23 protein-coding genes and 1 pseudogene are annotated in these 24,216 nt (G+C 70.8%); 17 read left to right on the plus strand and 7 right to left on the minus strand.

From position 1 onward, the window contains the following. Nucleotides 1–16: 16 nt before the first annotated feature. A pseudogene (locus tag ACGFWE_RS07840) lies at nucleotides 17–523 on the plus strand (short-chain dehydrogenase); the annotation flags it as partial. Between the two features lie 362 nt (nucleotides 524–885). Here ACGFWE_RS07840 and ACGFWE_RS07845 read toward each other — a convergent pair. Then, a complete protein-coding gene (locus ACGFWE_RS07845) occupies nucleotides 886–4,083 on the minus strand; it encodes a discoidin domain-containing protein (protein ID WP_393598612.1) in 3,198 nt (1,065 codons plus the stop codon). Nucleotides 4,084–4,531: 448 nt separating this feature from the next. On the opposite strand from ACGFWE_RS07845, the gene ACGFWE_RS07850 reads away from it, so the two are divergent. Then, nucleotides 4,532–5,287, plus strand: coding sequence for a 3-oxoacyl-ACP reductase family protein (locus ACGFWE_RS07850; protein WP_352381512.1), 756 nt, complete (start codon nucleotides 4,532–4,534; stop codon nucleotides 5,285–5,287). 83 nt (nucleotides 5,288–5,370) lie between these two features. On the opposite strand, the gene alc is transcribed toward ACGFWE_RS07850, so the two are convergent. Continuing rightward, nucleotides 5,371–6,486: an allantoicase gene (gene alc, locus ACGFWE_RS07855; protein ID WP_352381514.1), complete on the minus strand. Its 1,116-nt coding sequence runs from the start codon at nucleotides 6,484–6,486 to the stop codon at nucleotides 5,371–5,373. Between the two features lie 37 nt (nucleotides 6,487–6,523). Next, complete coding sequence (gene allB / locus ACGFWE_RS07860; RefSeq protein ID WP_352381516.1) at nucleotides 6,524–7,861, minus strand: allantoinase AllB; 1,338 nt, start codon at nucleotides 7,859–7,861, stop codon at nucleotides 6,524–6,526. Between the two features lie 262 nt (nucleotides 7,862–8,123). Between allB and ACGFWE_RS07865 the strand changes: the two genes are divergently transcribed. Next, the gene (locus tag ACGFWE_RS07865; RefSeq protein WP_352381518.1) at nucleotides 8,124–8,918 is read left to right on the plus strand and encodes an IclR family transcriptional regulator; all 795 of its coding nucleotides are present in this window, start codon (nucleotides 8,124–8,126) and stop codon (nucleotides 8,916–8,918) included. A gap of 256 nt (nucleotides 8,919–9,174) precedes the next feature. Here the strand turns inward: ACGFWE_RS07865 and ACGFWE_RS07870 are convergent, their stop codons facing one another. Beyond that, the gene (locus tag ACGFWE_RS07870) at nucleotides 9,175–9,459 is read right to left on the minus strand and encodes a DUF5955 family protein (RefSeq protein WP_352381520.1); all 285 of its coding nucleotides are present in this window, start codon (nucleotides 9,457–9,459) and stop codon (nucleotides 9,175–9,177) included. Between the two features lie 182 nt (nucleotides 9,460–9,641). Between ACGFWE_RS07870 and ACGFWE_RS07875 the strand changes: the two genes are divergently transcribed. Both ACGFWE_RS07875 and aceB read left to right on the plus strand, forming a co-directional pair. Further along, nucleotides 9,642–10,241 carry a nucleotidyltransferase family protein gene (locus ACGFWE_RS07875; RefSeq protein ID WP_352381521.1) on the plus strand — a complete coding sequence of 200 codons (600 nt, stop codon included), beginning with the start codon at nucleotides 9,642–9,644 and terminating at the stop codon, nucleotides 10,239–10,241. 184 nt (nucleotides 10,242–10,425) lie between these two features. Then, a complete protein-coding gene (gene aceB, locus ACGFWE_RS07880) occupies nucleotides 10,426–12,051 on the plus strand; it encodes a malate synthase A (protein ID WP_393598615.1) in 1,626 nt (541 codons plus the stop codon). Between the two features lie 23 nt (nucleotides 12,052–12,074). Here aceB and ACGFWE_RS07885 read toward each other — a convergent pair whose 3' ends face one another. Next, on the minus strand, nucleotides 12,075–12,368 hold the full coding sequence (locus ACGFWE_RS07885; RefSeq protein ID WP_352381525.1) for an Rdx family protein: 294 nt from the start codon (nucleotides 12,366–12,368) through the stop codon (nucleotides 12,075–12,077). Beyond that, complete coding sequence (locus ACGFWE_RS07890) at nucleotides 12,365–13,270, minus strand: HipA family kinase (RefSeq protein ID WP_393598970.1); 906 nt, start codon at nucleotides 13,268–13,270, stop codon at nucleotides 12,365–12,367. The genes ACGFWE_RS07885 and ACGFWE_RS07890 overlap by 4 nt, the downstream gene beginning before the upstream one ends. Nucleotides 13,271–13,450: 180 nt before the next feature. Between ACGFWE_RS07890 and ACGFWE_RS07895 the strand changes: the two genes are divergently transcribed. The 11 genes from ACGFWE_RS07895 to ACGFWE_RS07945 all read left to right on the plus strand — a co-directional run bounded on the left by ACGFWE_RS07895 (nucleotide 13,451) and on the right by ACGFWE_RS07945 (nucleotide 21,054). Then, complete coding sequence (locus tag ACGFWE_RS07895) at nucleotides 13,451–14,629, plus strand: N(5)-(carboxyethyl)ornithine synthase (RefSeq protein ID WP_393598616.1); 1,179 nt, start codon at nucleotides 13,451–13,453, stop codon at nucleotides 14,627–14,629. A gap of 383 nt (nucleotides 14,630–15,012) precedes the next feature. Next, entirely contained in the window at nucleotides 15,013–15,381 is a 369-nt protein-coding gene (locus ACGFWE_RS07900) for an STAS domain-containing protein (protein WP_393598617.1), read from the plus strand. Nucleotides 15,382–15,454: 73 nt separating this feature from the next. Then, the gene (locus tag ACGFWE_RS07905; protein ID WP_393598618.1) at nucleotides 15,455–16,222 is read left to right on the plus strand and encodes a GAF and ANTAR domain-containing protein; all 768 of its coding nucleotides are present in this window, start codon (nucleotides 15,455–15,457) and stop codon (nucleotides 16,220–16,222) included. After that, complete coding sequence (locus tag ACGFWE_RS07910) at nucleotides 16,219–17,001, plus strand: GAF and ANTAR domain-containing protein (protein ID WP_352381531.1); 783 nt, start codon at nucleotides 16,219–16,221, stop codon at nucleotides 16,999–17,001. The genes ACGFWE_RS07905 and ACGFWE_RS07910 overlap by 4 nt, the downstream gene beginning before the upstream one ends. Nucleotides 17,002–17,085: 84 nt before the next feature. Beyond that, nucleotides 17,086–17,337, plus strand: coding sequence for a hypothetical protein (locus ACGFWE_RS07915; RefSeq protein WP_352381533.1), 252 nt, complete (start codon nucleotides 17,086–17,088; stop codon nucleotides 17,335–17,337). Between the two features lie 156 nt (nucleotides 17,338–17,493). Next, the gene (locus ACGFWE_RS07920) at nucleotides 17,494–17,967 is read left to right on the plus strand and encodes a DUF5994 family protein (RefSeq protein ID WP_393598620.1); all 474 of its coding nucleotides are present in this window, start codon (nucleotides 17,494–17,496) and stop codon (nucleotides 17,965–17,967) included. Between the two features lie 89 nt (nucleotides 17,968–18,056). After that, on the plus strand, nucleotides 18,057–18,248 hold the full coding sequence (locus tag ACGFWE_RS07925; RefSeq protein WP_393598621.1) for a CsbD family protein: 192 nt from the start codon (nucleotides 18,057–18,059) through the stop codon (nucleotides 18,246–18,248). A 203-nt stretch (nucleotides 18,249–18,451) separates the two neighbouring features. Next, nucleotides 18,452–19,048, plus strand: coding sequence for a DUF5994 family protein (locus tag ACGFWE_RS07930; RefSeq protein WP_352381536.1), 597 nt, complete (start codon nucleotides 18,452–18,454; stop codon nucleotides 19,046–19,048). A 38-nt stretch (nucleotides 19,049–19,086) separates the two neighbouring features. After that, nucleotides 19,087–19,398 carry an STAS domain-containing protein gene (locus ACGFWE_RS07935; protein WP_393598622.1) on the plus strand — a complete coding sequence of 104 codons (312 nt, stop codon included), beginning with the start codon at nucleotides 19,087–19,089 and terminating at the stop codon, nucleotides 19,396–19,398. A 121-nt stretch (nucleotides 19,399–19,519) separates the two neighbouring features. Next, nucleotides 19,520–20,401, plus strand: coding sequence for an ABC transporter ATP-binding protein (locus tag ACGFWE_RS07940; RefSeq protein ID WP_352382524.1), 882 nt, complete (start codon nucleotides 19,520–19,522; stop codon nucleotides 20,399–20,401). Continuing rightward, the gene (locus tag ACGFWE_RS07945; protein ID WP_352381540.1) at nucleotides 20,398–21,054 is read left to right on the plus strand and encodes a hypothetical protein; all 657 of its coding nucleotides are present in this window, start codon (nucleotides 20,398–20,400) and stop codon (nucleotides 21,052–21,054) included. The genes ACGFWE_RS07940 and ACGFWE_RS07945 overlap by 4 nt, the downstream gene beginning before the upstream one ends. A gap of 29 nt (nucleotides 21,055–21,083) precedes the next feature. Here ACGFWE_RS07945 and ACGFWE_RS07950 read toward each other — a convergent pair whose 3' ends face one another. Further along, nucleotides 21,084–22,598 (minus strand): IucA/IucC family protein, encoded by a 1,515-nt coding sequence (locus tag ACGFWE_RS07950; protein WP_393598623.1) that lies wholly within the window; start codon nucleotides 22,596–22,598, stop codon nucleotides 21,084–21,086. A 92-nt stretch (nucleotides 22,599–22,690) separates the two neighbouring features. On the opposite strand from ACGFWE_RS07950, the gene ACGFWE_RS07955 reads away from it, so the two are divergent. Next, entirely contained in the window at nucleotides 22,691–24,178 is a 1,488-nt protein-coding gene (locus ACGFWE_RS07955) for an IucA/IucC family protein (RefSeq protein WP_393598624.1), read from the plus strand. The last annotated feature ends 38 nt before the right edge of the window (nucleotides 24,179–24,216 follow it).

Consider the following 24,216-nt stretch of genomic DNA (forward strand, 5'->3'; position numbering starts at 1 on the left):
GCGGCCGTGACCAGGTCGTTCTTGTTCGGTGCCCGGCTCCCGGGTGGTCACCGTCAGCAGCGTCGGCCACCGCATCCGGGCCGACATCCACTTCGACGACCTGCAGTTCGACCGCTCCTACAACCGGGTTGTCGCCTACGGGCAGGCCAAGCTGGCCAACCTGATGTTCACCTACGAACTCCAGCGCCGCCTCGCCCCGCACCACAGCACCATCGCCGCCGCCGCGCATCCCGGCACGGCGGACACCGAACTCTCGCAGAACCTGAGCGGCCTGGTGCGCAAGGGGGCAGACCTGCTCCAGCCCCTGTTCAGCCAGCCGGCCTCCATGGGAGCGCTGCCCACCCTGAGGGCGGCCACCGATCCCGCCGCCACCGGCGGCCAGTACTACGGCCCCAACGGCATGGGCGAAACCCGCGGATACCCCAAGGTGGTCGCCTCCAGCAAGAAGTCCCACGACACCGCCGTCCAGCAGCGCCTGTGGGCCGTGTCCCAGCAGCTCACCGACGTCACGTACCCCGTCTGAGGCGTCCACCCGCGATCAGGCCGACCAAGATTCAACGGCACCCACTGTGCTACCGGCATCTCCGTGCCGGACTGACGGCACCGGAGCGGCCCGCAGGAGACCGGTCCGACGGGCCTGCCCCCACCGGAGCTGACGCCGACATGACCGGCACCCTGCCGCGTGGCCGGATGTCCTCGTTCGCCACAGCCGCTCCCGGTCGGCCATGAGAGTGCCACCGCGGGAATGCAGCACGGCGTGCAACTGCCCTACGTAGAACAGGCGTTGACAGCTCACACCACCCGCTGACCCCCGACCGGCCCCGCCCGCCCTGCAGAACCACGGGTGCGGAGCGGACACGGTCGGGCCGTTGCCAGAAGGGCGTCTTACCTGGTGCGGATCTCCGCCAACTGCAGGCGGTACTTGCCGGTCTCGTCGGAGGCGGGCCGGCCGAGCCGGGTTGCGCGCAGGCGCAGGTAGCGGCCGTTGGCGGAGGTGAGGGTGTAGGTCTGGGCGGTTCCGTTGGGGTTGGGCTCGCCGGTGATGGTGCGGGCCGTGGTGTACGTGGTGCCGCCGTCGGTGCGGGTCTGGAAGGTGAAGTCGACGGGGAAGCCCGCCGAGCCGCCGCCGGTCCCGCCGGCGTCGGTGCGCGGGTGGAGGGTGACGGAGCCGATGGCCCGGTCGGCACCGAGGTCGATCTCGATCCATACGGGGGTGTCACTGACGTCGGCGGAGGCGAAGTCGATGCTGGTGAAGCCCTTCGTACCGGTCACGCTGGTGGTGGTGCCGTCCAGGACCCGGGTCTTGCCCCAGTCGCCGTTCTCCAGCGTGCAGTTGGCGGTGACGGTGGTCCCTGCGGTGGGGATGGTGAGCTCGGCCAACTGGAGGCGGTACTTGGTGGTCTCATCGGAGGCGGGAGTACCCAGGCGCGTGGCCTGCAGACGGACGTAGCGGGCGGTGCCGGTTCTGAAGCCGTACGTCTGCACCAGTCCGTCGGGGTTCGCCTGCCCGGTGACGGCGCGGACGGTGGTGTAGGTGCTGGATCCGTCGGGCCGGGTCTGGATGGTGAAGTCGACGGGGAAGCCCGCCGTGCCGCCGCCGGCGGCGGGAGTGTCGGTGCGGGGGAAGAGGCGTACGGCGTCGAGGTCGGTGTCGGTGCCGAGATCGACCTCCACCCAGACAGGGGTGGCACTGAGGTCGGCGGAGGCGAAGTCGTTACTGGTGTAGCCCTTGGCGCCGGTCACGCTGGTCAGCGTGCCGTCGGTGAGGCGGCCGCGGCCCCAGTTGCTGTTCTCCAGGCTGTTGTTGCCGGTGACCGGCCGGCCCAGGGCGAGGTCGTCGAGACGTCCCACGCCGGTCGCCGTGAAGGTCCAGGTGCCGGGCTGGACAACCCAGTACACGTACGAGGAGTCCTTGCCGTCGTAGGTCAGTCCGCTGACGCCGCCGGTCGACGAACCGCCGGTGAAGACGGTGGTGTCGTTCGCCTTGATGACCGGTTGGGCTCCGCCGTAGGTGGGCACGCCCACGCGCGCAGTCGTTCCGCTCGGGGAGGTGAGGGTCAGCGTCACGGTTGTTCCGTCTCGGGTGATGCCCATGCGGATGTCACCCTTGACGGTCGACGTCACGGTGTTGATCTTTGCGAGGGTGCCGGTCTGCGGGATCACCTCGTATGTCTGCCAGCCCGGCTTGGTCGGGCGGACACCGGCGGCGTAGGCGGACAGCGCGTACAGCGGGCCGCCGTTCCAGGCGTGGTTGTCGGTGCCGGCCGCCTTGTCCCACACCTCCCACAGCGTGTAGCAGGCGGGGTCGGCGACCTGGGCGGCGAAGCGGTTGCGCATCCGCTCCTCGGCGACCGTGGCCGCGCCCATCAGATACAGCGCCTCGAGGACGTAGAACTCCATGTACGGGCTGGCGTTGAGATGGGTGCGCAGCACCTCGGTGATCGCCCGGTACCGGGAGGCGGGTGCCAGGCCCGCGACGACGGCGAGGCCATGGGCGCGGTCGTCGGTGTCGCGGGTGTAGCCGGGTGAGCGGTACTCGTTACGCGAGGAGTTCCACAGGACGCGGTCGAAGTTGGCCTTGATGCTGTCGCGCTGGGCCTTCCATGCGGCGACGTCGCCGCTGTTGCCGCTGAGGTCGGCGAGCTTTGCGGCGGTGTCGAGGGCCAGGTAGTACCAGCAGTTGTCCAGGACGCGGGCGTCGATGTCGGAGCCCCAGTCCTCCCAGTCCCAGTCCCCGGCGCGGTGGTTGACCAGGCCGTCGGCGTCCAGGCTCCACAGGTTCAGGTACTTCTTGACCGCCGGGTAGGCGCCCGTGACGGCGTCCGCGTTGCCGGTGTAGAGGTAGTACGTCCAGAACGACCACACCGAGGCGAGCATCTGGACGGGCAGTTCGTTGGTCCAGATGCTCGTGGGGATCGGGGAGTACAGCACGCCGCCGGACTCCTGCCAGGAGGTCAGCTGGGCGATGGCCTTCTTGCCCAGCGCGTGGGAGCGGGTGTCGAAGGTGTAGAAGCCTTCCTTCAGCTGGTTGACCACATCGCCCCACCACTGGGCCCGCTCGCGGGTGGGGCAGTCCATGTAGTTGTCCCGCATGTTGACGTACATGGTGCGGGCGGCCTTGGCCCACAGGGTGTCGAGAAAGGGGTCGCTGCTGCTGAAGGACCCGGCGAAGTCGGTGTCGTAGCCGGACTCGCGGTACTTCAGCTCCAGGATCGTCACGCCCGCCGGGATCGTGTACCGCACGGCCGTCCCGCTCATCCAGGCCAGCGGCTCGAACTCCTGGACGCCGCCGGAGCAGACGTAGGTGGCGCGCATGTTGTACTGCGTTCCGGGCTCGATGCCCACCAGGCCCGCACCGTCGTCGTAGTGGTCGGTCTGGACGCCGATCACCGCCCCGGCCGGGGCGTCCACCTTCAGGTACGGGGTCACTTGGAGGTTGGACGGCAGGGTGCCCGAGATCGCGGTGGAACCCCGCCCGGCGCCCGGCAGGGACGCGGCGTTGGTGTAGGACCTCAGACCGGAGTAGCGGAACTGCGGGACCGGCCGCTCGACCAGGGCGTTCCAAGGTGCCGCACCCGTGACCCCGAAGTCGGTCGGCGCCGTCCAGCCACTCTCGTCGAACCCGGAGGACTGCCAGCCGGTCATACCCGTGGCGTTGCGGGCGTCGTAGTAGACGTTCGACTCCGGCAGCCGGAAGTTGACCTGTGTTCCGCTCGTGTTGTTCGAGTAGCCGGGGTGGACGGTGTGCTTCCAACCGGTGTCGCTGACGAGCCGGGTCACAGTGGAGCCGGTCGTGATGTCCGACTGGAACAGCAGCCCGCCCTTGCCACTGCTGCTGTGCGAGAAGCCCTGCTTGCCGAAGTACCACACCAGCAGCGCGACCGTGTTGCCACCGGCCTGCAGGTACGGGGCGAGGTCGATCTCGTCGTAGTAGGTGTCCATGCGGTTGGGGCCCCGCTTGAGCCCGCCCTCGAACACCACCAGCGTGCCGTTCACCCACAGCCAGTACTTCGAGTCCGCGGCGATCTGCGTGACCGCCTTCGACGGAGCCGAACCCAGAGTGAACGATCTACGGAACGCCACCCATTGGTTCGTCGCGCTGGACGGCGCCCAGATCCACCTGGCCGACCAGGAAACCGCTGCGGACGCCGTGGACGCGAGCCCGGGGAGCGCAAGGGAACCAAGAGTGGGCGTGAGAGCCACGGCTATGGCCGAGCGCAGGGCGGACCGGCGCGATACATGGTTCATCGTGGACTCCTGCTTTCGCTGTGCGGAGTGCAGCGTGAAGGGGGCGGCATCCGGCGCTGAACGGCACCCAAGCGAACTGAATCGATGGGAACTGAATCGATTCAATCGGGTGTTCGTAGGCGAGATACTCGATGCTCGCGCTACGAGGTGTCAACACCCGCGCAACATGGCGTTTGCAACGAGGAGGGACCTGGCTCCCCGGCGGCCTGCACTGCGATCCAAAGATGGCCGGCCGAGGGCCGTGTCCGTTCGCCGCCAGCGGTTCGGGGGCCGGGCCACTTCGATGGGGGCCATGACAACGACTTACGGAACTCTGAACGGCAAGGTCGCGCTCGTCACCGGGGGCAGCCGGGGGATCGGCGCGGCCACGGCGGTGCGGCTGGCGCGGGAGGGCGCGGACGTGGCCGTGACGTACGTGGGCGGCAAGGAGGCGGCCTCGGACGTCGTACGGCGGATCGAGGCGCTGGGGCGGCGGGCCGTCGCCCTGCGGGCGGACTCCGCGGACTCCGAGGAGGCGGCGGGGGCGGTTCTGCGTACGGCGGAGGCACTCGGTGGGCTGGACGTGCTGGTGAACAACGCGGGCGTGGGAGTGCTCGGTCCCTTGGGCGAGCTGTCTCTCGCGGACGTCGACCGGGTGCTGGCCGTGAACGTGCGCGGGGTGTTCCTGGCCTCTCAGGCGGCGGCCGCCCGGATGCGGGACGGGGGACGGATCATCACCATCGGGAGCTGTATGACCCAGCGGGTGCCCGGCCCCGGCGGAACCCTGTACGCGACGAGCAAGTCGGCTCTGATCGGGCTGACGAAGGCCCTCGCGCGTGAGCTGGGGCCGCGGGGCATCACGGCGAACATCGTGCATCCCGGGCCCATCGACACGGACATGAATCCGGGGGACGGGCCGTTCGCGGCGGGGCAGGCCGCGCTGACCGCGGCGGGGCGGTTCGGGACGGCGGAGGAAGTGGCGTCGATGGTGGCGTATCTGGCGGACGCGGAGTACGTCACCGGTGCGGAGTTCTCCGTGGACGGGGGGCACGCGGCGTGAGGCAGCCCGCGGCGTGAGGGAGCCGCCCACCTCTCGCCCCCCGCTGCCTCTCCCCCCGGGGGGTTGTCCCCCGGGGGACCGCCTCAGCCGCCCAGTTCCTGGTGCCTCGCCGACAGCGCCGCCGCGCCGCTCTCGGTCAGCGAGCCGAACAGCCGCAGGCGCGAGATCCCCCCGTCCGGGAAGATGTCCACGCGCGCGTGCGTGCCCACCGCGGGGGCCGGCAGCACGAAGCGGTGGTTCGTGTCGGGCTGGAGGCGCGTGCGCGGGAGGATCTCCCGCCAGTCGCCCCCCTCGCCGTCGCGGACCGACACCGAGGCCCAGCCCGCACTGTTCCCCTTCAGATACGCCGTATCGATCTCGATCGCGCGGATCTGGGACTGGGCCACCAGTCGGTAGCGGATCCAGTCGTTGCCCTGGTCACGGCGGCGGCGGGTCTCCCAGCCGTCGTCCATCTTGCGGGAGCGGCCCGGCTGGATGGTGTTGGACGCCGGTGAGTAGAAGAGGTTCGACGCGTCCTCCGCCTGGCCACCGTTCTCCAGGGCGACCACGTCGAAGGTGCCGAGGATCTCCAGCCACGCCGGGTCCGGGACGACCTCGCCGTACACGCGCAGGCGGGCGATGCCGCCGTCGGGGTGCTGGTTGACCCGCAGGTGGGTGAAGCGCTGTTCCAGCGACACCGGGAAGCCGTTCGCGGCGTGGCCGCCGACCGGCGTCCGCGGGACCAGCGTCGTCCACTTCACGTCGTCGCCCAGCAGTTCCTCCGGGGACGGGGACCCTGCCACGGACGTGCCTTCGACCGACACCGCCTGCGGGTAGTTGCCGCGGAAGTGGGCCGTGTCCACCACGATCCCGCGGATCACCCCGGGCGCGCCCAGCCGCACCAGCGCCCAGTCGTGGTCCTCGGCCGTCGGCCAGGGGTGCTCGGCCGAGGCGCCCCGGCGGCGCCGCGTCTCCCAGCCGTCCATGATCTTGCCCTTGTGCCCGAAGTGCTCGGGGTCGAACTCGGCCCGCTCGGGCATCAGCAGGTTCTCGCGCTGGGCGAAGAACTCGTCGTTGGCGGCGACGACTCCGGCGCCGAGGCTTCGTGCGGCGAGGTTGGCGTACTGGGTGAAGGGGAAATCGGCGGTGCGGTAGTCCGCGTACGGGTCACCGCCCCCGTACGGGTTCGCGTCGCCGGTGAAGCTGGGAATCGCCGTCACGTCCATGTGCCTTTCTGGAGTTTCCGGTGCGGGTGGATCAGGGCGTACGGGTGAGCAGTTGACCCCGGGGAGCCGTGAACTCCCCGTTCGCCACGATGCGTTCGCCGCGCAGCCAGGTCGACTTCACGACGCCGTACAGGGTCTTGCCCGCGTACGCCGTGACGCGGTTGCGGTGCTGGAGGGCCGCCGGGTCGACGGTGAAGGTCTCGTCGGGTGCGAGGACCGCGAAGTCGGCGTCGCGGCCGGCCTCGATGGCTCCCTTGCGGTCCAGGCCGGCCAGTTGGGAGGTCCGCGCGGACATCCAGCGGACCACGTCGTCCAGCGAGTGACCGCGTCTGCGCGCCTCCGTCCACACCGCCGCCAGGCTCAGCTGGAGGCCCGAGATGCCGCCCCACGCGGTGGCGAAGTCGTCCGTCTTGAGGTCGGCCGTGGACGGGGAGTGGTCGGTGACCACGCAGTCGATGGTGCCGTCGGCCAGCGCCTGCCAGAGCAGGTCCTGGTTGGCGGACTCGCGGATGGGCGGGCAGCACTTGAACTCGCTGGCGCCGTCCGGGACTTCCTCGGCGGTCAGGGTGAGGTAGTGCGGGCAGGTCTCGACGGTGATGCGGACGCCCTCCGCCTTCGCCCGGGCGATCAGCGGGAGCGCGTCGCTCGACGACAGGTGGAGCACGTGCACGCGTGCGTCCAACCGCTTCGCCTGGGCGATGAGTTGGGCGATCGCCGTGTCCTCGGCATCGCGCGGACGGGACGCCAGGAAGTCCGCGTACCGGGGCCCGGGCTGCTGCGGGGCGGCCTCCAGGTGGTGCGGGTCCTCGGCGTGCACGATCAGCAGCCCCCCGAAGGAGGCGATCTCGGCCAGCGACCGGGCGAGGCCGTCCTGGTCGAGATGCGGGAACTCGTCCACGCCGGACGGTGACAGAAACGCCTTGAAGCCGAAGACGCCCGACTCGTGCAGCGGGCGCAGGTCCTTGACGTTGTCGGGCAGGGCGCCGCCCCAGAAGCCGACGTCGATGTGGGCCTTGTCGGCGGCGACCTCCTGCTTGGTACGGAGGTGGTCGACCGTCGTGGTGGGCGGGAGGGAGTTGAGGGGCATGTCGACGAGGGTGGTGATGCCGCCGGCCGCCGCCGCGCGCGTGGCGGTCCAGAAGCCCTCCCACTCGGTGCGGCCGGGGTCGTTGACGTGCACATGGGTGTCGACGAGGCCGGGCAGCAGGACGTCGTCGCCGAGGTCCACCAGGCGGGCACTGCCGGGGACCGGGGCCTCGTACGGCAGTACGGCGGCGATCTTCCCGCCGGCGACCGCGACCGACGCGGGCCGCGTCCCCTCGGGTGTGATGACGCGCGTCGAGCGCAGCACCAGTTCAGTGTCGGACACCCGGACCCCTCTCTGCCGCCGTTAACTTCCGCGTAACGGAATTCAACTTTCTGTTGAAGGAGTCTTCACTCCCGGTCGAGCGCCGTCAAGGGCACACTTCCTCACAGTGCACCCTGCGTCGGCACTCTGGACGTTTCCACAAAGCGGAATTAATATTCCGACAGACAGAACGTAGCCATGCACCAGCGGGGAGTCAACCGACTGCCGGGTAGGCTTCTGCCCTCCTGCCCAGACCGAAAGGCAGCCCCGAAAGGAACGCGCCGTGCCGACGTCCAGCGCCAGCACCACCGACTCCGCCAAGTCCGCCGGTGGCGGGGTCCAGTCCCTCGAGCGCGCCTTCGATCTGCTGGAGCGGATGGCGGACGCGGGCGGAGAGGTCGGCCTGAGCGAACTGGCCGCGAGCAGCGGGTTGCCGCTGCCCACCATCCACCGCCTGATGCGGACACTCGTGTCCTGCGGATACGTCCGCCAGCAGCCCAACCGGCGCTACGCCCTCGGCCCGCGCCTGATCCGCCTCGGCGAGTCGGCCGCCCGGCTGCTCGGCACCTGGGCCCGCCCCTACCTCGCCCGCCTGGTCGAGGAGACCGGCGAGACGGCCAACATGGCGCTGCTCGACGGGGACGAGATCGTCTACGTCGCCCAGGTGCCGTCGAAGCACTCGATGCGGATGTTCACCGAGGTCGGCCGGCGCGTCCTGCCGCACTCCACCGGCGTCGGCAAGGCCCTGCTCGCCAACACCCCCGACGACGAGGTGCGCGCCCTGCTCGCCCGGACCGGTATGCCGGCCGCGACGGAGAAGACGATCACCACCCCGGACGGCTTTCTCGCGGCCCTCAAGGACGTGCGCGGCCAGGGCTACGCGGTCGACGACAACGAGCAGGAGATCGGCGTCCGCTGCCTCGCGGTCTCGGTGCCCAACTCCCCCACCGCCGCCGCCATTTCGATCTCCGGCCCGGCCGGACGGGTCACCGAGGCCGCCACCGAGAAGATCGTGCCCATGCTTCAGCAGGTGGCCGCGGAACTGTCGGAGGCGCTGGCCACCCAGAACCCGGCGTGACGCCCTTGCCGTGCGGCCGGGGCGGTACACCGACCGGCACGGCACGGAGGAGATCGTCTTCGAGTCGGACGGGCGGGAGCTGATCCGTACGACGATCAGGGGCGTGCGCGCCGACCATCGATGTCCAGCGCAAGCTGCCGCGGGCGGCTCGGATGAAGGCATGCGTCTCGTGCACGTGGTCCGACTACAACCCCGTCGGCAACGGGTTCATGCCGGGGCCGGCGTGGCTTCGTGACACAAGGACCGCTACGGCAGGCTAGCGCCTCGGCTCCCCGAACGACTCCACTGCCCTGCGCACATCGGTCAGGCCCCGCGACAGCGCGCTCATCGACCCGATCGCCCCCGCGATCAGCAGCAACGACCGCCGCAGACGTGGGACTTCGGGCGTACCGTCGATCGTCATGGCGGCCAGCGCGGCGAGTTCGTCCTCGGCGATGCCCCGGTCGGGGAACTCGGCCGGGTGCGCGGCGAGTTCGCGGCGCAGCCGGGACACCGCGCTCCGCAGTTCCGCCACTCTCGGATCGTTGTCGCTGCCGGTCACCGGCCTCTGCCCCAAGCTCCGCAACACAGCTCTCCCCCGCACTCCTTTGTGCGCCCCGGCGTCATGAAGACCCCTCGGCAGTGGTCGGGCCCCGGGGGACGCGGGTCAGTAAACGCCACGCGGAGCGCCGCGCGCCACCGTGCGGACCGAAATTCAGCCCATGCGTCAGGTATGCAGGACGCATGACGGAGAACGAACAGCAGGTCGCCGCGGTGCTGCTGGCCGCGGGCGGCGGGCGGCGACTGGGCGGGCGGCCCAAGGCGCTGCTGGAACACCGGGGCCGCCCGCTCGTCGAACACGCGGTCGGTGTCCTGCGGGCGGCCGGCTGCATTCGCGTGCACGTGGTGCTGGGAGCGGCCGCGGCGGTCGTACGGGAGCGGGCCGAGCTCGGTGACTGCGTGCTCGTGGAGAACCCGGAGTGGGCCGACGGCATGGGGTCCTCACTGCGGGCCGGGCTCGACTCGCTCGCCGGAACGACGGCGCGGGCGGCGCTGGTCTCGCTCGTCGACCAGCCCGGTATCGGGGCGCGGGCCGTGCGCCGGGTGCTCGCCGCGTACGAGGACGAGACCTCGCTCGTCTCGGCCGCCTACGACGGCGTACGGGGCCATCCCGTGCTCTTCGGCGCCACGCACTGGGCCGGGATCGCGGCGACTGCGACCGGTGACCGGGGGGCACGCGCCTACCTGAAGGAACACCAGGACAACATCACGCTCGTCGAGTGCGGGGACGTGGCCGAGCCGTACGACATCGACACGCCGGGGGATCTGGCGCACCTTGAGTGAACGTGGTGGCACGCAGAGCCACCCTTGCTCGACCCGGAGAATCTCGACATCAACAAAACATTGAACTTCCACAATGAGGAAACTAGTATCCACTGTTCAGAAGCGCCCTACCCTTGCGAGGGGCGCCGCCCGCGTACCCGGTTCGACTGGCACCCGGTGCCACCGCTGAAGGAAGTGACCGCTCATGTCCGCACCAGCGCCGTCCCCGCTGGCCATCGTCGACGCCGAGCCCCTGCCGCGGCAGGACGAGGTCCTCACCGAGGCGGCCCTCGCCTTCGTGGCCGAGCTGCACCGCCGGTTCACGCCCCGGCGTGACGAGCTCCTCGCCCGCCGTGCCGAGCGCCGCGCCGAGATCGCCCGCACCTCCACGCTCGACTTCCTCCCCGAGACCGCCGCGATCCGCGCGGACGACTCGTGGAGGGTGGCCCCCTCCCCCGCGGCCCTGGACGACCGCCGGGTCGAGATCACCGGTCCCACCGACCGCAAGATGACCATCAACGCCCTCAATTCAGGGGCCAGGGTGTGGCTCGCGGACTTCGAGGACGCCTCGGCGCCGACGTGGGAGAACGTCGTCCTCGGGCAGGTCAACCTGGCCGACGCGTACACCCGGAACATCGACTTCACGGACGAGCGGTCCGGCAAGTCCTACGCGCTCAAGGCCGCCGAAGAGCTCGCCACGGTCGTCATGCGCCCGCGCGGCTGGCACCTGAACGAACGGCACCTGGTCGACGCCGACGGCGCCCAGGTCCCCGGCGCCCTCGTCGACTTCGGCCTGTACTTCTTCCACAACGCGCAGCGCCTGCTCGACCTCGGCAAGGGCCCGTACTTCTACCTCCCCAAGACCGAGTCGCACCTCGAAGCGCGCCTGTGGAACGACGTATTCGTCTTCGCCCAGGAGTACACCGGCATCCCGCAGGGCACCATCCGCGCGACCGTACTGGTCGAGACGATCACGGCCGCGTACGAGATGGAGGAGATCCTCTACGAACTCCGCGACCACGCCTCCGGGTTGAACGCGGGCCGCTGGGACTACCTGTTCTCCATCGTCAAGAACTTCCGTGACGGCGGCGCCAAGTTCGTCCTGCCGGACCGCAACGCCGTCACGATGACGGCCCCGTTCATGCGCGCGTACACCGAACTCCTCGTCCGCACCTGCCACAAGCGCGGTGCGCACGCGATCGGCGGCATGGCGGCGTTCATCCCCTCCCGCCGGGACGCCGAGGTGAACAAGGTGGCCTTCGAGAAGGTCCGCGCCGACAAGGACCGTGAGGCGGCCGACGGTTTCGACGGTTCCTGGGTCGCCCACCCCGACCTGGTGCCGATCGCCATGGAGTCCTTCGACAAGGTCCTCGGTGACCGGCCCAACCAGAAGGACCGCCTGCGCGAGGACGTCCACGTCGAGGCGGCCGACCTCATCGCGATCGACTCGCTGAAGGCCAGGCCGACGTACAACGGCCTGGTCAACGCCGTCCAGGTCGGCATCCGTTACATCGAGGCATGGCTGCGCGGGCTCGGCGCGGTGGCCATCTTCAACCTCATGGAGGACGCGGCCACCGCCGAGATCTCCCGTTCGCAGATCTGGCAGTGGATCAACGCGGGTGTCGAGTTCGAGAACGGCGAACGCGCGACTCCCGAGCTGGCCCGCAAGGTCGCCGCCGAGGAGCTCTCGAACATCCGCCAGGAGATCGGCGAGGAGGCCTTCGCGGCCGGCCACTGGCAGCAGGCCCACGACCTGCTGCTCCAGGTCTCCCTCGACGACGACTACGCGGACTTCCTGACACTGCCGGCGTACGAGCAGCTCAGGGGCTGACACGCCTCGGAAACTGACACGCCTCAGGGGCTCGCGTCCCCCTGAGAGACCTTGTCCGAGTGGCCCAGGGACTTCCCCGGGGCCACTCGGTCGCGTACGGCCTGCTTCACCGCCGTGGGCTCCGGGAAGCCCTGCTCCCGCCGGTCCCAGACGAGCTCGTCGTCGACGCGCACGACGAAGATCCCGCCCTTGCCGGGCTTCAGCGCCAGTTCCGTCAGCTCGTCCTCGAAGGTCGTCAGCAACTCCTGCGCCAGCCAGGCCGCGCGGGGCAGCCAGCGGCACTGGGTGCAGTACTCGATCTCGACGCGGCCACTCATCCGAGATGCACCGACCAATCCTGTTCGGCCGCGGGCTTGCCGTGCAGGTCGGGCACCTGCTTGAGCCACGCGGGACGTCCTTGCTGATTTCTCGCCGTCCGGCGCGCCTCCTCGGCGGCGAGTTCGTCCCGGGAGGGGAAGTCGGTGGGCAGCCACGACGCGGAGGCGCCCACGCGCGCGTGCAGATACGTCACATAGGCCTCGCGTGCCTGGGCCGGGGTCCCGAAGTCGGTGAGCCAGGCGTCGGGGACGGCCGCGGCGACCTCGCGCAGGACGTCGAGAGTGACCTTGGGCGCGAGTTCCGCGTCGGCGGCGCGCACGTCGGGGCCGTAGTGGCCCAGGGCGTGATGGCGGAAGTCGTAGGACTTCGACGGGTCCGTGCCGTCCCAGCGGTGGTGGAAGACGAGAGCGGCACCGTGGTCGATCAGCCACAGCCGCGGGGGCGTGATGCCGAGGGTCGGCCAGACCATCAGGTTCGAGCTGTGGACCGTACGGTCGACGTTGACCGTGAGGGCGTCGAGCCAGACGATCCGGCCGGCCTCCAGCGGGTCCACGGGGAAGACCTTCGCGATCTCGGGGGTGAAGTCGCGCGCGCCCGGCAGATAGTCCATGCCGAGGTTCAGCCCCGCGCTCGCCGCGTGGAGGTCCCGCACCTCCTGGTGCGGCTCACTGTCGGCGATCGCCGGGTCGAAGCGCACGAGGACCAGTTCGGGGAAGCGCAGCCCCAGCGCCCGCGCCAGCTCACCGACGATCACCTCGGCGACCAGCGCCTTGCGGCCCTGGGCGGAGCCGGTGAACTTCACGACGTACGTCCCCAGGTCGTCGGCCTCGACGACACCGGGGACGGAGCCGCCGGAGCGCAGGGGTTCGACGTAGCGGGTCGCGGTGACCTCTCTCAGCATGTCCCTCAGGTCACCCACCCTTCAACCTTGTGACTGACCATGGTAACCGGGTGATCGCCGGCGGCCCGAGCCTGCCGTCTCTCCCTGCCGTCTCTCCCTGCCGTCTCTCTGGTCCGGCCCGTCACGAGCGGTTGCCGCATTGCCCCGGTGTGCTAGACAGGAAGTAACCAAAGGGGAATTTTGCAGCAGCTCACGCTCGGAATCATGTCGCAGACCCGCAAGGAAAACGAGCATCGTCTGCCCCTTCACCCCGCTCATTTCGACCGTGTCGACTCCGGTCTCCGCAAGCGGATCTACCTCCAGGAAAACTACGGAGAGCATTTCGGCGTCCCCGACAGCCTGCTCGCCCCGCTCGTCGCGGGTTTCCGTACCCGCGAGGAACTCATCGCCGAATGCGATGTGATCCTGCTGGCCAAGCCACTGCGCGAAGACCTGGCGGAACTGCGCGAGGGGCAGGTCCTGTGGGGCTGGCCGCACTGCGTCCAGGACGAGAAACTCACCCAGACCGCCATCGACCGGCGGCTCACCCTGATCGCCTTCGAAGCGATGAACCACTGGACCCGCAGCGGCGCCTTCAACCTGCACGTCTTCCACAAGAACAACGAGCTGGCCGGGTACTCCTCGGTCCTGCACGCCATGCAGCTGACCGGCGTGACCGGCGACTACGGGCGGCGCCAGCGCGCGGTCGTCATCGGCTTCGGCGCGACCGCCCGCGGCGCGGTGACCGCGCTCAACGCCCTGGGCGTGCACGACGTCGACGTGCTCACCGCGCGTGGCGTGACGGCCGTCAGCTCCCCGATCCACTCCGCGCGGATCGTCCACTTCGACCACGACGAGGCCGACGACTCCCTCGACCCGCGACGCAGTGTCGCCCTGACCGAGGACGGCCCGCTGCCGCTGGCCGATTTCCTCGCCGGGCACGACATCATCGTCAACTGCGTGCTGCAGGACACCGACGCGCCGCTGATGTTCCTGCTCGACGAGGACCTGCCCAAGCTGGCCCCCGGCACGCTGGTCATCGACGTCTCCTGCGACGAGGGCATGGGCTTCGGCTGGGCCCGGCCCACCACCTTCGCCGACCCGATGTTCACCGTCGGCGACCACGTCAGGTACTACGGGGTGGACCACAGCCCCTCCTACCTGTGGAACTCGGCGACCTGGGAGAACAGCGAGGCCCTGCTTCCGTATCTGGACGTCGTGCTCCGGGGCCCCGACAGCTGGGACGCCGACGACACGATCCGGCACGCCATCGAGATCCGCCGCGGTGTCGTCCAGAACCCCAAGGTGCTCGCCTTCCAGCACCGCACGGCGGAGTACCCGCACCCCCGCGAGGAGACCGGGGCGGTGTCGCGGCCGTAGCGGCACGGCGACCGGGGCCCGGCCGTAGCGACGCGGCCCTCAGTGGCGCGGCCTTAGTGGCGGAACATCCGGGTGTGCAGCTCTATGACGGGCAGGGGAACACCGGCGCGGTGGTCGCGGGTTCACATTTCTCCAACCGGTCAGTGAAACACCGGCCGAGACCCACCCTGCCCTTTCAGTCCCGATCTCATCAAGAACCGACCGGGGACGACAATTTCGACCGCCCTTATGGATTCCCGGAGAAGGGGCGGTCCGATCTTCCCACGACGGTAGGGTCGTCGTACGGCGCCCGGGACCCCGGCCCTCTCCGTGTAGTTCCGTTCCGCGCAACTGAGGCTCTGCGCAAGGCGAAAGCCACTCCAGCGACGGAGGAGATGGGGCGCATGGGCCCGCATCCCGACCTGTTCGACGAGTTGCGTTTGGTCACGGCGGGCGGCGAGTTGGATCTGACGACCGTGTCGGCCTTCGCACGTGATCTGGAAGACGCCCGGCACGGCAGCGGACGGCTGTTCCTCATCGTCGATCTGGGCGACGTCACGTTCATGGACGGCAGCGTCCTGGCCCCGCTGTGCGCGACGTGGAAGGACTGTCATGAGCGGCTCGGATGGGTCCGCATCGCGCACCACCGGCCAGGCACAGGTCTCGTGTTCAGGGCCGCGGGTCTGCTGGAGCGTTTCCCCCGGTACGCCAGTGCCCAGGACGCCTGGCAGGACATACCCGCGAGCCGCGCGACGGCATACCGGGCGACGTAATGCCCGGCGCGGGCCGGGCGGCGCCCCGCACCGTGGTGCCGCGGCCGCCGCAGCGGGTGTGGAATGCGGAACAGTGATCAGCGACGGCATGGCCGAGGTCCTGCGGTCGCTGCGCCTGGGCCGGGTCGGCGACCCGGCCCAGGCGTGCGCGCGAGCCCTGGGCGCCGCGGGTGTCACGCTGTCGCTGCTGGTCGGCCCCGAGCGGTCGGCCGAGCCGCTGTGGTCTCACCCCGGACTCAGCGGGCGGTTCGAGGAGCTCCAGTTCACACTCGGCGAGGGGCCGGGCCCCGAGGCGGTCCGCACTGGTTCACCCGTCCTGGAGCCGGACCTGGAGCGGGTGCGCCCCGCGCGGTGGCCGGCGCTGCTGCCGGCCGTGCGCGAGCTGGGCGCCGTGCACGGCGTGTGCTGCTTTCCGCTGGGTATCGGCGCCATCCGTATCGGGGTGCTGACCGTGCTGTGCGACCGGGACCGGCAGCTGAGCCGGCAGCAGTACGCGGACGCCGTCGCCCTGTCGGCCATGCTGACCAGCGCGTTCCTGAACGGGGAACCCCGCGGCGAGGAGGCGGGTGTGCAGGGCTTCGCCATGGGCGTGCGGCAGCCGTCGGGGCTGCGCCGAGCGGTCGTGCACCAGGCCACCGGGATGGTCAGCGTCCAGTTGGGCGTCTCCATGGAGGAGGCTCTGCTGCGGCTGCGGGCCCACGCCTACGGCAGCGCGCATCCCCTCGGGGAGGTGGCGGAGGCCGTGGTCACCCGCAGGCTCCACTTCAGTGACGAATCCGATGAATTCGACAAATCCGACGACGGAAGCGGGCCGCATTCGCCCGACGGTGGAAAGGGATGATCGGCATGGCCCGCGAACGACGTCTGGCCGAGATCTTCGTCGAGGTGGCGGACTCCCTCGTCGAGGACTTCGACGTCATCGACCTGCTCCAGCGGCTGTCGGCGCGGTGCGTCGAACTGCTCGACGTGTCAGCGGCCGGGATCCTGCTCGCGGACGCACAGGGCGAACTGCAGATCATCGCGGCCTCCGACGAACGCACCCGGCTGCTGGAGCTCTTCGCCCTCCAGCACGACCAGGGCCCGTGCGTGGAGTGCTACCGCACCGGCACCGCCCGGACCGACATCGACCTGACGTGCCCGGAGCCGACCATGGGCTGGCCGCGCTTCGCGGCACGAGCCCGCGAGACGGGGTATGTGAGCACACACGCCATCCCGCTGCGTCTGCGCCGCCGGGTCGTCGGCGCGCTCAACCTCTTCCAGACCACCGCGCACCGCCTCGGCGACGACGACACCGCGCTCGCCCAGGCCCTCGCCGACGTGGCCACGATCGCGATACTCCAGCAGCGCACACTGGAACGGTCGCATCTCGAGAACAGCCAGCTGGAGACCGCGCTGACCAGCCGGGTCCTGATCGAACAGGTCAAGGGTGTGCTGGCAGAGCGCTGGAACGCCTCCGTCGACGACGCCTTCGAGGCGTTCCGCTCGTACGCCCGCGCCCGTCACCTTCGTCTGTCCGAACTCGCGGCACAGATCATCTCCGGCGACGTCGACAGCTCGGCCATTCCGGCACCGGCACCACCGGGCTCACGAGGCGGACACCTCGGCTCGCCGAATCTCTGATCGCACTCGCCGGAGTAGGGTGAAAGATCCGGTCCACGGATCCAGTCCCCGGGCCCCGGCCCCCGGGGGAACGACGAGGTCGTCATGCAGCCCACCGAAACTCCCCCGGACGGACACGCCGACGTGCGTATCGTCGCCGCCTCCCCCGAAGTCGCCCGTCAGGTCGCGGAAATTCTCCGTCACTGCTTCGCCGCCACAGAACAGCGCAGCTTCCCGGCGGACAGCGAAGGAGGGACCTGCCTCCAGCTCACCGTGGACACCACCAGCGCGGCCGAACCGGCGCGGTCCTGGCTGGAGACCAGTCGCTCTACGGGTCAGAACGGCCGTCGGACATGAGGGGATCTCCCGGAGCCGTCCGTTCCGCCTCTTCGGGGAGTAGCGTGGCCTCATCGGGAGCACTTCGCGCACCGGCATCGATGCCGGTGCCGTTCCTGGTGAGCAACGGCGCCGGGCCACTGTTCACGCGCAGGGGTTCGGAGACGGGTTCGCACGATGTCCGCGATCACCCACCAGCCCTCCCCGCGCGCGGTGCCCTTCAGGGCCTCGACCGCACGGCTCGCCCTCAAACCCGTACCCCCCTCCCCCGGACAGGTCGAGCTGGACGGCGCCTGGTGGCCCCGCTCCCGTGACCTGAGCCAGGAACTCCCCGGGCTGGCCGACGTACTGGACCCGCTGTGGGGACGGATCACCCGTATCGCCGTCAACCCCCGCCACTGGCCGATCATCCCGCCCCGGGTTTTCGTCAACGGCCATGTGGTGAAGGTCGGTTGGTTCACCTCGGAGCTGGACCCGCACAAGATCCTGCTGCTGTCCGGAACGTCGGGCCGCTGGGACCTCCTGGTGGTTCCCCCGGAGACCACCACCCCCTCGGCCGCCCGGCTGATGGCCGCCGCGAGTGCGAGCACCGCCCCGCTGTCGACCGCGACCGCTCTCATGACCGCGGAACAGGTCGACACCCCTGCGTGAGCCCGTGACACCTCCGGCGAGGCACGCCGCCGTTCCGCCTCGCCCGGTCCCCGCGAGAACCCACTCACCGGACAACAGCGAGGCCGACCATGAGCGTTGCACGGAGCATCAGGAACCAGGCGCAGACGATGAAGGGCAGGCTCACGGAAGGGCTCGGCCGGGTCACCCACAACAGGCGCCTGCAACGACAGGGCAGGAACGACCGCGTCTCCGGAAGCCTGAAACAGGCCGCCGAGAAGACCAAGGACGCCTTCAGGCGCAAGGGAAGCGGACCCCGATGAGGTACGGCGGCAAGATCGTCCAGTGTCTCCGGCACGTTCTCGGCATCCGCGCCGACGCACACTCGCACCCCGCGTCCCGGCCGAGTGCGGAGTAGTGTCGACAGTACCGAGGGCATTTCGCACACCGGCTTCCTCGCCGGGTCGTTCTCGGTGAGAGATGAAACCCGGGCCGCCGCACAGGCGGCCCGAGACGGGTCCGCGCCATGTCGGCGACCTTGAACCCAACCCTGCCGCACCCCGAGCCCGTCGCAGCCCCGGCAGCGCGTCTCGCCCTGAAGACGAACGGCGCCTCCCGCGGACTCCTGGACGGCGCCTGGTGGCCCCGCTCCCGGGATCTGCTGAGCGAACTGCCCGCGTTGGCCGACGCGTTGGACCCCTTGTGGGGCCGCATCACGCGCATCGCCGTCAACCCCGAGTACTGGCCCGTCATCCCGCGCAAGATCTCAGCGAACGGCCATGTCGTCAAGGTCGGTTGGTTCACCCCGGAGATCGACCCGCACAAGCTGCTCCTGCTCTCCTACGGCACCGGCCGCTGGGATCTGCTGATCATCCCGCCGGAAACCGGAGCGGAGTCGGCGGCCCGGCTGATGGCTGCCGCGTCCGACCACGACGGCCCGCCCCTGACGGCGAGCGCGCTCATCACCGCGGACACCCGGCACAACGGCGCCGCCACCGCCACCGCCACCGACGCACCGCTGGAACCTGACGAGGCCTGGGAGTCAGAGGGCGGCGCCGCCGCGGCGTCCACAGCCGTCCCGCATCAGCCCGGTCGGGACGGCCGTCCGACCGTCGGTATGTGAAGGGGCAGGGGCGGCCGGAGTCGACGAACGGAGGCACCATGGCTCTTCCGCGGCTGAACATCTACCGGCACGACCGGGGCACGCGGGCACTGATCACCCTGGCCGGTGAGATCGACCGGGCCACCGCGCCCCAGGTGCGGACCGCCCTGGACCGGTGCCTGCACGACGGCATCACCACCATCGACGTCGACCTGAGCACCGTCGGCCGCTGCGACACCAGCGGCCTGCGCGTCTTCCTCGACGCGTCGCGGCACGCCGCCGAGAGCCACACGTCCCTGCGCCTGCACCACCCGTCCCCGCAGACCGCGCGACTCCTCGCGGACACCGGCTCCGACCGAGTGCTCCTGTGACGCCCGGGGCCGCCGACCGGGCCTGCCGGCCGTGACGGCCCACCGCTCGTGTCGCTGGAGGACAATGTGGTCCGGCGGTACACCGGACAGCGGATGAGGGGTCGGTCTGTTGCGGTCCTCGATGCGGTGCGAAGGGCTCACCAAGCGTTACGGCAGAGGGCGTTGGGTCCTCAGAGACGTGGACATGGAGGTCTCGGCCGAAGACGTCCTCGCGGTGGTCGGCGGCAACGGCTCCGGGAAGTCGACCCTGTTGAGGATCCTCGTGGGACTGTCTCGGCCCACCTCGGGAACCGTCTCGGGCCGCCCGCCGCACATCGGTTACGTACCCGATCGTTTCACCGCTCCCGACCGCATGTCGGCGCTCTCCTACCTCACCCACATGGGACGGATCCGTGGTCTGTCAGGGGCGGCGGCCCGCGTCCGGGCGGGTCTGCTGCTGGAGCGCCTGGCCCTGGTGGGCGGCCCGGACGCCGCGCTGCGCACCCTGTCCAAGGGCAACGCGCAGAAGGTGGCACTGGCCCAGGCGCTGCTCGTCGAACCCGATCTGCTGGTGCTCGACGAACCCTGGTCGGGTCTGGACGCCTCGGCCCACGGTGTTCTGGCCGAGTTCATCGAGCAGGTGGCCGCCCGGGGCGGGGCCGTGGTCTTCACCGACCATCGAGAGGCGATCACCCGGACGCACGCCACCGGCGTCCACGTACTCGGCGACGGCCGGGTCACCCCGCGGGACGGGACGCGTGCACAAGGGCGGCCCCCGGAGGTCGAACTGGTCCTGACGGCGCCGCCCACCGGTGCCCCGCCCACCGAGGTGAGCTGGTACGACCTGCCGGGCGTGCTCGACGCTGCGCGTCGGGGCGGGGCGCTCGTCCTGCGGGTGACGCGCGAGCACTCGGACACCGTCCTGCTCACGGCACTGCGGCACCGATGGTCCGTGGAGGGTGTCGCGAGGGCCGACGACGCCCGCGCCTCCCGTCCGGCCGGGAGGAGGGCCTCCTCCCGGTGATCGCCCTGATCCGCTACATGGTCACGGCGCTGCTGCTGTCCCAGCGTTTCCTCGCGCCCCTGCTGCTGTTCGTCGGGCTGCTGGCGGTGCTGACCAGCAGCGACTCGGGCCCGCTCGCGGCCACCTACGGCTCGGCGGCCGGCGCCATGCTGGTGTGTTCGGTCTGGTCGACCATGGCACTGATCGGCCTAGAGGACCCGGCGCACCGCTCGGTCGTGATCGTCAGCGCGGGCAGCCAGCTGCGGGTGCTGCTCGGATCGGTGGCCACGGCCCTGCTGTGGTGCCTGCCGCTGACGGTGGCGGGTCTGCTCCTGCCGCTGCTGTTCGGGTCCCACACCTTCACGGCGGCCGACGCCGTGCTGGGTGTGGAGGCCCAGCTCACCTGTGCCGTGACCGGCGTCGCCATCGGCGTGCTCTGCTCGCGTCCACTCTTCCGGCACCAGGGCTACGCACTCGTGGCGGCCCTGGTCCTGCTGCTGGCGGTCCTGCTGGGCAGGGGCGTCTCGCCGGTCAACATCCTGCTCGGGGATCTGCAGAACGCCTCGGACTCCGCGGACCTCCTCGGGTCCACGGGTGTCCTGCTCGCCCTGGCCGCCGGAGTGCTGGCAGGCGCGGTGGCGATCGCTCAGGCCGTCGGCCTCAGAAGGAACTGAGGCCGACGGAGGAGCAGACCGGCTTCGGGTCAGGTGCCGGACAGCGGGTTCGGCAGCGGCAGGTAGCGGGCGTCCGCCCCGTCCGCCCCTGTCCACCGCAGCAGCAGGTTCGTCTTGCCGGGGAGGGTGGGCGCGGTGAGGAGGGCGGTGGCTTCGGGGAGGTCGTGGCGGGAGATGTCGTGGCGGGACAGTTGGCGGCGGGCGGCCGGCCAGGGATCGAAGCCGGGGTGGCGTTCGGCGAGGGCCGCGGCGATCTCGCACAGGTGGTTGACGACCAGGCAGTACACCAGCCGCTCCCACCCGGCCTCGCGCGACACGTCCGGCAGCAGCTTCACGCCCTCGGCGTCCCGGAACAGCGCCTGCACGGGCGTACCGTCCGCGTCCACGGCGACCAGGGTGTTCTGCAGATGCGCCTCGAGGACGACGCCGTGGTCGGCGAAGGCCGCGAAGGCGGGCGGGACGACCGCGCCCAGGTACGCCTCCCACCAGCCCGCCGGATCCCCGGTGCCGTCGAGCGGGCTGCCCTCGAAGCCCTCCACCAGGGCGGCGGCGAGCAGCGGGGTCGCCCCGGGCAGGACATGGCCGCGCAGTCCGTCGCGGACCAGGACGGCGAGTTCCTCGAAGGCGAAGTCGGCGGTGCGGTAGCCGCGGTCGCTCAGCCAGGCCGCGCAGCCGGGGCTCGCGGCGAAGGCGCTCGCGACCGCTTCATCCGTACGGCGGAGTCCGAGCAGGTCGTGGCGCCAGAGCCGGCGGATGTCGTTCGTGATGCGGACGTCGAGACTGAACTTGAGGAAGAGATCCCGGCTGGGGGCGTACACCGTGCGGATCGCGGCCGTGGGCCAGGTCTCGAAGGCGGTCGTGCCGAGCCGGATCAGACGGCCGTCCTCGAAGGCCTCCGCGCAGGACACCAGGTCGAGCTGCCAGGGGTGGGCGGGCAGCAGCCGGTAGCCGGACGGGGCCTCGCCGAGCGCGTCGAGGGCCTCGGTGTCGCCCTCCTCGACGACGGCGTCCTCGCGCACCCCGAGCAGGACCAGCGGGAAACGGGCATGCGCCTCGGGGGCGTACGGCAGCCAGGCGGCGGCGGGACCGCCGCCGCGGGCCTTCGGCGCGGGGTGGTGCGGATGGCCGGTGACCAGGCACTGTTCGGAGCGCAGGTACGGGTCGTCGGGGGCCGTCGTCCGGTCCCTGGCGGTGAGCAGGGCGGCCACCGCGTCCCGGCTGTCGATCATCTCGGCGGGCAGCTCGTGGTTGGACACTCCGGTGTGCCGGGTGAGTTCCTCGGCAACGAGCTTCACGAGTTCGGGATGACCGATCCGCCGCCAGCCACCCGCCGTGTACACCTCGGGCTCGACGGGCCGCCGATCGCCCCGCACCCTGAGCAGCCGCCCGCCGGGCAGCCGGTACACCGGGCGCTCGCCGGGTTCCGGGAGCGGCACGGCCACCTCGCGCAGCAGGCAGTTCAGCAGGGGCGCTGCCGCGTACGCGTCGGCGCGGCGGGCTACGGAGGTGCCGGCCGGCGGGGGCAGGAGATCCACGCGTTTCACTCGTTCTCTACGGTTCATCCGGGGCGATGACGATCAGTATGTCTGCCGTCTCCGTCCCGCTGTGACACCAGTCGTACCCGAGGAGTCCGCCCGTGCACCGTCCCCGCGCCGCCGAGGCCCGGTTCGCCGAAGAACTGGCCGTCCTGCGCCCCGACCTCGTGGCGCGGTACGCGGCCGAGCTGCCCGGCGCCCGTGCGGCCGTGCTGTCCCGGCTGTGGCGGGGGCTCACGCACGAGCCGCTGCCCTGGGTCGCCGCGCGGGAGGCGGGCCGGGAGGGGCTCACGCTGCGTCTGTCGGACGGACGCCGGCTGCGCGGCCCGCACCCTGACCCGTTCGCGACCGCCGCCCAGGTCACCGTCGTACGGCTCGACGAGGTCGTGCATGACGATCCGGCGTGCTTGATGACCGCCCTCGGCGTACCGCACGGCGCGGACTTCGCGGTCGAACTCGCCGACAGCGTGGCGTCGTTGGCGCTGTCGAGGGCAGGCCGGCCGCCGGGCCCCGAGGAGTGGCCGGTGCGTGACTGGGAGTGGGAGCAGCGGGTCGTCGACGGGCATCCCTACCACCCCAACTGCCGTTCCCGGCCCGGCTTCTCGGTGGCCGAGCAGCTGGCCTACGGGCCGGAGCACCGGCCGCTGGTACGGCTGGGGCTCGTGCCCGTACCGGCCGGTGAGTGCCTGGTGACGGGGGCGTGGCCGGCCGAGATGCGGGACGGGGAGCGGCTGTTGCTGCCGGTGCATCCGTGGCAGGCGGAACATGTGCTGAAACGGACCGTCTCCCACGGACTCGACGCGCATCCGCTGATGTCGCTGCGCACCCTCGCCCTGGCCGGCGGCGGACCGCATGTGAAGACCGCGCTCAGCGCCCGGCTCACCTCCTCGGTGCGGGACATCTCCGTCTACTCGATCGGCATGTCGGCGATCCTCTCGGAGTTCGCGGAGACCCTGGCGGAACGGATGGACGGCCTCCTGCAGTTCACCCGGACGCTGGGGGCGGTGACGGCCGACTCGCCCGATCTTGCGGCCGTGGTGCGCGAGTCCCCCCAGGTGTACGGCGGCCGGGTGCTGCCCGTGGCGGCCCTCGCCACCACCGAGCTGCCCCGGTCCCCGGCATGGCTGGCCGAGTTCGCCCGGCTGGCCCTCACGGTGGGGCTGCGGCTCCTGGAACTCGGCGTCGCCCTGGAGGCACACGGCCAGAACCTCCTCGTCGTCCTGTCCGAGTCGGGCGCGCCGCTCGGGCTCGTCTACCGGGACCTCGCCGACATCCGGGTCAGCCCGGCCAGGCTCGCGCGGCACGGCATCGCGGTTCCCGCGCTGTCCGGGCGGATCGTCACGGACGATGTGACGACCCTGCGGCGCAAGCTGTTCGGCTCCCTGGTGGCCGGGGCCCTGGCCGCTACGGCGGGTTCGGAGGCGGCGTTGCGAGGGGCGCTGGAGACGGCCGTACGGGAGCTGCCGCGCACGCCCGATCTGGCCGCGCTGCTCGAACAGCCGCTGCCCGCGAAGGCGTTGACGCTGATGCGGCTGTCGCCGGGGACGCCGGGCGACCAGTGGACGGAGCTCCCTAACCCCCTGCTGTGAGCGGCCGTTTTGGAGCCCGGCGCACCTGATCAATAGGA

The sequence above is a fragment of the Streptomyces sp. NPDC048523 genome, from assembly GCF_043199815.1.
GTDB lineage: Bacteria > Actinomycetota > Actinomycetes > Streptomycetales > Streptomycetaceae > Streptomyces.

Excerpts from the sequence above, each read along its gene's own strand:
- ACGFWE_RS07925 (WP_393598621.1), top strand. The coding sequence starts at position 18,057 with ATGAGCGTTGCACGGAGCATCAGGAACCAGGCGCAGACGATGAAGGGC.
- ACGFWE_RS07885 (WP_352381525.1), bottom strand. The coding sequence starts at position 12,368 with ATGAGTGGCCGCGTCGAGATCGAGTACTGCACCCAGTGCCGCTGGCTG.
- ACGFWE_RS07935 (WP_393598622.1), top strand. The coding sequence starts at position 19,087 with ATGGCTCTTCCGCGGCTGAACATCTACCGGCACGACCGGGGCACGCGG.
- ACGFWE_RS07900 (WP_393598617.1), top strand. The coding sequence starts at position 15,013 with ATGGGCCCGCATCCCGACCTGTTCGACGAGTTGCGTTTGGTCACGGCG.
- ACGFWE_RS07875 (WP_352381521.1), top strand. The coding sequence starts at position 9,642 with ATGACGGAGAACGAACAGCAGGTCGCCGCGGTGCTGCTGGCCGCGGGC.
- ACGFWE_RS07890 (WP_393598970.1), bottom strand. The coding sequence starts at position 13,270 with ATGCTGAGAGAGGTCACCGCGACCCGCTACGTCGAACCCCTGCGCTCC.
- ACGFWE_RS07910 (WP_352381531.1), top strand. The coding sequence starts at position 16,219 with ATGATCGGCATGGCCCGCGAACGACGTCTGGCCGAGATCTTCGTCGAG.
- ACGFWE_RS07850 (WP_352381512.1), top strand. The coding sequence starts at position 4,532 with ATGGGGGCCATGACAACGACTTACGGAACTCTGAACGGCAAGGTCGCG.
- ACGFWE_RS07915 (WP_352381533.1), top strand. The coding sequence starts at position 17,086 with ATGCAGCCCACCGAAACTCCCCCGGACGGACACGCCGACGTGCGTATC.
- ACGFWE_RS07920 (WP_393598620.1), top strand. The coding sequence starts at position 17,494 with ATGTCCGCGATCACCCACCAGCCCTCCCCGCGCGCGGTGCCCTTCAGG.
- ACGFWE_RS07940 (WP_352382524.1), top strand. The coding sequence starts at position 19,520 with ATGCGGTGCGAAGGGCTCACCAAGCGTTACGGCAGAGGGCGTTGGGTC.
- ACGFWE_RS07930 (WP_352381536.1), top strand. The coding sequence starts at position 18,452 with ATGTCGGCGACCTTGAACCCAACCCTGCCGCACCCCGAGCCCGTCGCA.
- aceB (WP_393598615.1), top strand. The coding sequence starts at position 10,426 with ATGTCCGCACCAGCGCCGTCCCCGCTGGCCATCGTCGACGCCGAGCCC.